Source organism: Archangium sp., from assembly GCF_036389735.1.
Lineage (GTDB): Bacteria > Myxococcota > Myxococcia > Myxococcales > Myxococcaceae > Archangium.
The window spans coordinates 1-4,759 of the sequence record NZ_DASVWK010000139.1 but is presented as its reverse complement, the minus strand read 5'-3'; the positions used below and the strand labels follow the sequence as shown (position 1 = coordinate 4,759).

The following is a 4,759-nucleotide window of genomic DNA, read 5'->3' as shown; positions in this document are numbered from 1 at the left end:
GCCCGAGCACGGCACGGGACTGTTCGTCTCGTACAACGGCCTGGGGGAGAAGGACGCCGCGCAACGGGCGCGGATGGAGCTGCTCCAGGCCTTCCTCTCCCGCTACCACCCCGCCCCGCCCGTGGAGGCGCTCGCGCCCCTGAAGGACTCGGCCGAGCGGGCGGCACGGTTCGCGGGGGGGTACCAGACGACGTGGAGGACCTACGGCACGGCGGAGGCCTCGGTGGGCTGGCGCCAGGAAGTCCGGGTACGGGACGGTGGGGATGGCACCGTGCGCATCAAGGAGCCCGGGAGCGCGCCCCGGAGCTGGGTGGAGGTGGAGCCCGGCCTGTTCCGCCCCGCCGACGAGCCGGCCTCACCGGAGCGCGCCGTCTTCCGTGAGGACGCACGAGGCCACGTCACGCACCTGTTCTTCCAGAATCGGCCCTCGGCGGCGTACGAGCGGGTGCCCTGGTACGAGACGTCCGCCTTCACCCATGGGCTGCTCGCCGTGTGCGCCGCGTTCTTCGCGCTGGCCCTGGGGGTGGGCCTCGTCCACCGGAGCCCGGGCACGGGGTGGGTGGCGGCCATCGCGCTCCTGGACCTGTGCTTCCTGACCGGCTTCACGCTCCTGGTGCGCTACCGCCCGGACCTCGGCTACGGAGAAACCCCACGCCTGCTCGGGGTGTCACTGACCTGCGCGCTCCTGGCCGCGGTGCTCACCCCGGGGGCCCTCGTCTGGAGTGCCCGGGCCTGGTGGAAGCGCTCCGGGAGCGTGTCCGTGCGCCTGTGCCTCACCGGAGCCACGCTGGCCGCCCTGGCCTTCGTGGCCTGGCTGCACCACTGGCATCTATTGGGATTTCACGGCTGAGCGCGCCTTCTCCAGCAGCCGCCGCAGCGGGGCCTCGTCCGCGCGCGCCAGCGCCTCGTCCCACGTCAGCCACTGCACGCCCGAGGACTCGGCCGGGTCATGCACCAGGGCCTCCGGGTTCTCCGCCACCACCAGGAAGCGCACGTCCAGGTGCAGGTGCTCCGGCTCGTCCTTGCGCGCGGGGATGGTGTGGACATCCACGTCCAACGGCCTCGGAGCGTGCGCGTGCGGCCGTACCCGGCAGCCCGTCTCCTCGCGAGCCTCCCGCAGCGCCGTGGCCTCCATGTCGCCCGCGTCTCCCTCCTCCGAGTGCCCGCCCGGCTGGAGCCACCGGTTCAGCTTCCCATGGTGGAGCATCACCACCCGCTCGCCCGTCGGATCCACCACCACCGCACTGCCGGTGAAGTGCGCCCGCTCCTGCTTGCGGGAGAAGGGCCGGGCCAGCTCCGTGGCGAAGGCGAGCATCCGCGCCAGGTCCTCGCGCTCCTTGGCGTCCGTCGGAGCGTGGTGGGTCAGCAGCGCATGCAGGGGAGTCGAGGGGGCGTTCATGGGGCGCGCATTGTGCCCACTTCGACCCCGGGTGCCAGGACGATATAGGGTCTCCTCCATGGCTCGGATCCTCGTCATCGACGACCACGACACCCTGCGCGAGGGCATGGCGGTCACCCTCACGCGCTCCGGTCACACCGTGACGGCCGCCCGCTCCGGCACCGACGGCGTCGCCGCCTACAAGAAGACGCCCTTCGACCTCGTCGTCACCGACTTGAAGATGGACGGCATGGACGGCATCGCCGTCACCCGGAGCATCAAGTCCCAGGACCCGGCCGCCGTCGTCATGGTCGTCACCGCCTTCGGCACCATCGAGACGGCCGTGCAGGCCATGCAGCAGGGCGCCTACGACTTCATCACCAAGCCCTTCACCCCGGACGTGCTGCGCGCCAAGGTGGAGAAGGGGCTGGAGCTGTCCTCCGCCCGCCGTCAGGTGGAGCGGCTCTCCGCGCGCACCGAGGCCCTGGAGTCCGACGCCGCCAGCGCCCACGGCAACCTGCTGGTGGGTGACAGCGAGCCCATGCAGCGGCTCGTCGCCATGGTGCGCAAGGCCGCCGCCACCGACGCCACCGTCTTCGTGCGCGGCGAGTCCGGCACCGGCAAGGAGCTGGTGGCGCGCATGCTCCACCAGCTCTCCCCGCGCAAGGACGGGCCCTTCATCGTCGTGCACTGCGCGGCCCTCGCCGAGACGCTGCTGGAGAGCGAGCTGTTCGGCCACGAGCGCGGCGCCTTCACCGGCGCGGTGAAGCGCAAGCTGGGCCGCTTCGAGCTCGCCGACGGGGGCACCCTCTTCCTCGACGAGATTGGAGAGATTCCGCACTCCGTCCAGACGAAGCTGCTGCGCGTGCTCCAGGAGAAGGAGATTCAACGCGTGGGCGGCGAGGAGACGCTCAAGGTGGACGTGCGCGTGGTGAGCGCCACCCACCGCGACCTCCAGGCCGAGGTGAAGGCCGGCCGCTTCCGCGAGGATCTCTACTACCGGCTGCACATCGTCCCCCTCCAGATTCCGCCCCTGCGCGAGCGCCCCGAGGACATCACCGCGCTCGCCCGCTACTTCGTGTCCAAGCACGCCCCGCGGGTGAACAAGCGCGTGAAGGGGATCGACGACAGCGCGCTGCGCGCCCTCGCCCGCTACGCGTGGCCGGGCAACGTGCGCGAGCTGGAGAACGCCATCGAGCAGTCGCTCGTCTTCGCCGAGAGCGAGACGCTCGGTGAGACGGACCTGCCCACGCACCTCACGGGCGCCTCGCCCCGCACCGACACCGGCCTGCCCGTGCCCATGGGGGACCGGCCCCTGCCCGACATCCTCGAGGACCTGGAGCGCCAGCTCATCGCCCGTGCCTACGAGAAGGCCGGCGGCGTGAAGACCGAGACGGCGCGGCTGCTCGGCATCAAGACGTCCGCGCTGTACTACAAACTGGAGAAGTACGGCTTCATCTCCAAGGGCGAGCGCCCCGAGGAGTCTTGAGCTGAACCCCCGGACCCTCGAAAAACCACCGCCGTACCGCCCCCCTCGTGGTTTTCCGTCATTTCCTCCCCTTCTCCCCGGCCGTGTCCGGGGCCCAAGTCCCTGGAAATACTGGGCATTTCCCGGCGGCGGGCCCCTCGGACGCGAAGCGGCCCTGGCATCCGGATTGCTCTTGGGAAGGGCTGCCATGAAGCGCGTCCTGCTCCCCCTGCTGCTGTGTCTGTTGGGTGCGCCCTCGTGGGCGGCCTCGGGAGTGGAGGCGCTGCGGGCCGAGGCCCAGGCGGGGCGGGCCCAACTGAGGGAGCTGCGCGAGCGCCAGCAGGGGCTGCGCGCGGAGCTCAACACCCTGGCCGGGCGCATCGAGTCCCTCAAGACCGAGCAGAAGGGCCGGCTGGTGGCGGGCCCGGAGCTGGAGACGGCGCTGCGGCGCTCGCAGGAGCTGTCCGGCCAGCTCACCGGGCTGGCCCAGTCGCTCGCCGGAGCCGAGTCCGAGGCGGAGCGGCGCAACCTGACGCTGTACACGGCGCTCTCCGACGAGCTGGCCCGGGTGCGCGCGGCCTGGGAGGCCACGAGCGAGCGCGAGGCCCGCGCCCGGCTGATCGCCCGCATGCGCGACTTGCGCACCGAGCGCGATGCGGTGCGCGCCGCGCTGCCCGCCTCCCAGGTGCCGGCGCTCGACCGCTCCCAGACCAGCGATGACCCCGAGGACCTGCTGGAGCAGGCGGACGCGCTGCGCGACTCCGAGGACAAGGTGCGCCAGCGCCTCCAGGCCCTGCGCGCCCGCATCACCGAGGTGCGCGAGGAGCGGGAGCTGGACCGGCGCATGAGCGACTTCCTCGGCGAGGACTCCATGTTCGACGAGCAGGACCGGCGCATGCGCCTGCGCTTCGACGCCTCCTCGAAGCGCATCGAGGTGGACGCCACCCCGCGCTCCGGCTCGGGGCCGTTTCAGGACCGCGCGGAGAACAACCCCGCCTACGCGGGGGACGTGACGGGCGCACCGGCGCCGCCCATGCCCGGAGGAGGCACGGCGCAGGAGCCCGGACTTCCGAGCCCCACCGAGACGCCTCGGCAGCCCGAGGGGCCGCGCTACAGCCACGCCTCGGACAGCCGCCCCCAGGTGGGCACGGTGCGCGCCCAGACGCTCGCCAGCGGTGAGCCGGAGGACCTCAAGGGCCTGGAGGCGGAGGCGGGCCGGCTCGAGTCGCTCGTGCGCGAGCTGGACTCGCGCGCGGACACGCTGGAGCACCGGGCCCGCGAGCTGCGCTAGGAGCCGCCCACGGCCCCCAGCCGCACCTGCACGTCCAGCTTCACGGTGGCCTGGAGGCGCACCTCCTTCGAGGGCATGCGGCCCTTGCCGCGCACGGAGATCGTCATCGAGGGCGCGGTGATGTAGGGCTGGAGCTCCTCGCCCATCAGGTCCATCTCCAGCACCGGGTTGGGCGCCTTGAGGCCCAGCGAGGCGATGTTGCGCTTCTGCGCCACCAGCACCTCCCGGTCCCCCGCCTTCGCGTAGAATTCCAGCGTGTCGAGGAAGGAGAAGTCCTGGTCGGCCGGCGAGAGAATCTTGAGCTGGATGGACTTCAGCTTCGCGGAGGAGACCTGCTCCTTCGAGACGCCTTGATTCTTGAAGTCCTGGTTCTGGTTGAAGTCGAGACCGCCGAAGCTGGCGATGGACGGGAAGGCCTCGAGGAGGGTGGAGACGCCCGGGGGACCCGCGGCCACGGTGGTTTCGCCCTGCACCTCCGCGACGAAGCTGGGAGGCGCACAGGCCACGAGGAAGAGCACGGCACACCCGGAGAGTACGGAGGCGGGACGCATGGCGGACAATCTACCGGCCATGCGGGCGGGCAGCCACCGCCCCGCCCTGCCGGCTGCCCTCTCGTGGACAG

The 4,759-nt window shown here is 71.8% G+C and carries 5 protein-coding genes; 3 read left to right on the top strand and 2 right to left on the bottom strand.

Annotation, left to right across the window (positions count from 1 at the left end):
- On the top strand, nucleotides 1-850 hold an 850-nt coding region (locus VF794_RS05345), incomplete at its 5' end, for a hypothetical protein (protein WP_331108093.1).
- Here the strand turns inward: VF794_RS05345 and VF794_RS05340 are convergent.
- Nucleotides 830-1,399: an NUDIX hydrolase gene (locus VF794_RS05340; RefSeq protein ID WP_331108092.1), complete on the bottom strand. Its 570-nt coding sequence runs from the start codon at nucleotides 1,397-1,399 to the stop codon at nucleotides 830-832. The genes VF794_RS05345 and VF794_RS05340 overlap by 21 nt on opposite strands.
- Before the next feature lie 58 nt (nucleotides 1,400-1,457).
- On the opposite strand from VF794_RS05340, the gene VF794_RS05335 reads away from it, so the two are divergent.
- Both VF794_RS05335 and VF794_RS05330 read left to right on the top strand, forming a co-directional pair.
- Nucleotides 1,458-2,867 (top strand): sigma-54 dependent transcriptional regulator, encoded by a 1,410-nt coding sequence (locus VF794_RS05335; protein ID WP_331108091.1) that lies wholly within the window; start codon nucleotides 1,458-1,460, stop codon nucleotides 2,865-2,867.
- A gap of 187 nt (nucleotides 2,868-3,054) precedes the next feature.
- A complete protein-coding gene (locus tag VF794_RS05330; RefSeq protein WP_331108090.1) occupies nucleotides 3,055-4,137 on the top strand; it encodes a TetR family transcriptional regulator in 1,083 nt (360 codons plus the stop codon).
- On the opposite strand, the gene VF794_RS05325 is transcribed toward VF794_RS05330, so the two are convergent.
- On the bottom strand, nucleotides 4,134-4,759 hold a 626-nt coding region (locus tag VF794_RS05325; RefSeq protein ID WP_331108089.1), incomplete at its 5' end, for a hypothetical protein. The two genes, VF794_RS05330 and VF794_RS05325, sit on opposite strands and share 4 nt — an antisense overlap.

What these genes read in the sequence shown, in the direction of transcription:
- VF794_RS05340 (WP_331108092.1), bottom strand. Translation starts at nt 1,399, where the DNA reads ATGAACGCCCCCTCGACTCCCCTGCATGCGCTGCTGACCCACCACGCT.
- VF794_RS05335 (WP_331108091.1), top strand. Translation starts at nt 1,458, where the DNA reads ATGGCTCGGATCCTCGTCATCGACGACCACGACACCCTGCGCGAGGGC.
- VF794_RS05330 (WP_331108090.1), top strand. Translation starts at nt 3,055, where the DNA reads ATGAAGCGCGTCCTGCTCCCCCTGCTGCTGTGTCTGTTGGGTGCGCCC.